Source organism: Desulfobotulus sapovorans DSM 2055 (assembly GCF_059569355.1).
The window spans coordinates 67,933-70,549 of the sequence record NZ_JCANVJ010000019.1 but is presented as its reverse complement, the minus strand read 5'-3'; the positions used below and the strand labels follow the sequence as shown (position 1 = coordinate 70,549).

Below are 2,617 nucleotides of genomic sequence, written 5' to 3'. Positions count from 1 at the left end.
ATCCAGCATTTCCTTTGGATATCTTCCCTTATCTGCAAACTGCTTGAAAAAATAAAGACACATGGTCGGATTATAAATAAATTCATCTGCTTCTATGGAAAAAAGGTAGCCGTTGTAAAAACTTCTCATGGTATGGAGGGCGTCCTCAATCTCCGCATCCCCAAGGTTTCTGGCTGCGGCAATTTTCTCAATCTCAGCCTTTACTTCTTTTTCCCTGAACCCGCAGAGATCATTGACAGCCGCTTCAGAATAAATACTTTCGGCCACATTGTACCCGCTTGTAATATCACTCAGAACAACGGGAGAAACCCCTGTGATGAACACCCGGTCGAACATGGTGCTGGAGGTCAGGGCCTTCACCGCTTTGAAAAGGGTGCGTAAAATCCCTTCTTCCCGGACAAGCTTCTCATAATCCTCTTTTTTGCCCGCAGGAGACATGAGGATGGTGTTGGCGAAGTTGTCGTATTCATCAATGAGAAGAAAAACAGGGTATCCCGCAACCTCTGCGGCGGAAAGCAGGCGCTCCATGGAATACAGGGCATCATCGGGATTGATTTTGATTTCAGGAAGCTCAAAGCCTCTGAAGGTATAGTAGGTGATGAATCTCTCTATTCTGGCATTGATGTGGTTGTACAGGGACTTTTGTATTTCATGGTAATCCCCCGCTGCATCCACACAGGAAAAATCCCAGCGTAAAATGAAGTAGGCATTCCTCCGTTCCGTTGGATTTTTTCCGATGGCAAGGTGGCCGAAAAGCTTTTCAAAATCTTCTTTTCTGGCAACGTCATAATAGCTTGCCAGCATGGAGAGAAGAAGACTTTTGCCAAAGCGCCTCGGCCTTATGAAAAGCTGGGATTTTGATCTTTCGAGAACGGGGATTCTGTCTGTCCGGTCACAGTAAAAATAACCATTGCGTATGATGTCTTCAAAATCCGAGATGCCATAGGGGTATTGCATTTTTTTCTCCTTCAGGCGGAGCATATGCTTTTTGTGGTTTCTTTCAGATCAAAGACAAAGGGTCGCGGAATGGTATCATTGAAATTCCTGAAGGGTTTCGTAGGATCTATGGTGGCAGGGTCGTGCGTTCAGATATGGCCTGCTGTCCTGTTCCTCCCTGGGTTTTTTCACATGAAACGGCTATTGGCGTCAAAATATGATTTCATGGGATGAATCCTGCTGGAGGAATCCTGATTCTGCAAGCAAAACCTCTGATGCCGTTTTCCAAATTTCATTCTACAGGTCGGAAAGCTGGATCCGTAGCACCTCTGCTGCCGGAGAAGAGCCACCCCGGTGAAGGTATGCCCCCGTTTTTCCAGGTGGGTTGAGGTAAGCGACGGCACTACGGGATAAGATTTATTTTTACCCATGAAATTCATCGTTTCTACGTTGGATTATGGGAACGATAGCTGAAATAAGGTGGTAATCCGTTTTTTACGGACATCAGAAATTGTGAAAGCCGTGGCGGGACGCTCACCTCCCGCATAGGGCTGCCGACGCAAGGCCGGAAGTCCAACTGGCCAGAGCGACTTTCCAGTTGTCACGGCTCAGAATACAGCAAGGGAGGACAACCATTTCCTCACCTGGATCACCTGAAAATACTCTCAACTCGCCAGACTGCTTTTCGAGTCTTTGTTACAGTTGAAGGTTACGCTTTATTCCTCGTGCATGGGAACAATTCCAGACTGCGGTGTGGCGGGTGAGCATCGGTTCACCCCCACGTGCGTGGGGACAAAGGCTCTCCTGCATTCTTGCTTCAATCCGCTTCGGGTCGTATAGTTCATGTACCGAAGGTGCCGCAGGGGAGTCGCCCCCATCGACCGGCACCGGGTGTGCCGCACGGCGAACTCGTGTAGGTGCCACCGAACAGTGGGGGGATCGTCATCCGGCGATCCCCTCACTGCGTCAGCATTCCCAGATCAGCTTCCCTTTCCGGAGGGCGGACAGTTTTGTAAAAGGGGGGCTGACACCTTGTTGCGTAGGTGCTCTCACTTTTTGTACTGGGGCAGGGAAACCTGACTCAGCCACAGGCACCGCCTGGATATTCTTGAAAATCTGACGTTTCTGTCAAAGTGTATCTTCAGGCACCATCATGATATTCTTCATTTCTTCAAGCTTCCTGGCGGCCTCTTTGTCGCCAGCCTCGGCCTTTGCTATAAGACGGCCTGCACGAATCCAGTCGCTGTTAAGGCCCTGTGTGCCGTCAACAAAATTGCCGGTTCTTTTTGCTTCTTCGATTTCTTCCTGTGTCACTTTTCTTGCCATGTGCCCCTCCCGTCAGTGAACGATTTGATTTCTGATCTGTCATACTCGATCTTCAAGTTTTTTTATAAGGCGTTGATTTTATTACATGGTAAATAACGAAGAACCAGTGTGGCACCATTTTAAAATCAATAGGTTATATACGACTACTGCTTGGCGGAACCCTTGAAAAATCGAAAAACTTGAACATCGGGTCATAGTGTTACCAGCCGCTTACAGCCACAAATTCCTCGGTTCACATCCACGTACGTGGGGACAATACTGTTTCAATCCACATCCCCGCAGGGGGGCGATGCCATTTCCGGGGCATTACGCTCCGACCTCATTGTTTCAATCCACGCCCCCGCGGGGGGGCGAC

General features: G+C 48.8%; 2 protein-coding genes. Both read right to left on the bottom strand.

Going from position 1 to position 2,617, the window contains the following annotated elements:
* Positions 1–957: AAA family ATPase (locus tag BR04_RS12500; protein WP_496356352.1), on the bottom strand; the 957-nt coding region annotated here is incomplete at its 3' end.
* A gap of 1,107 nt (positions 958–2,064) precedes the next feature.
* A complete protein-coding gene (locus BR04_RS12495) occupies positions 2,065–2,262 on the bottom strand; it encodes a hypothetical protein (protein WP_496356351.1) in 198 nt (65 codons plus the stop codon).
* Positions 2,263–2,617: the final 355 nt, after the last annotated feature.

Excerpts from the sequence above, each read along its gene's own strand:
- BR04_RS12495 (WP_496356351.1), bottom strand. The coding sequence starts at position 2,262 with ATGGCAAGAAAAGTGACACAGGAAGAAATCGAAGAAGCAAAAAGAACC.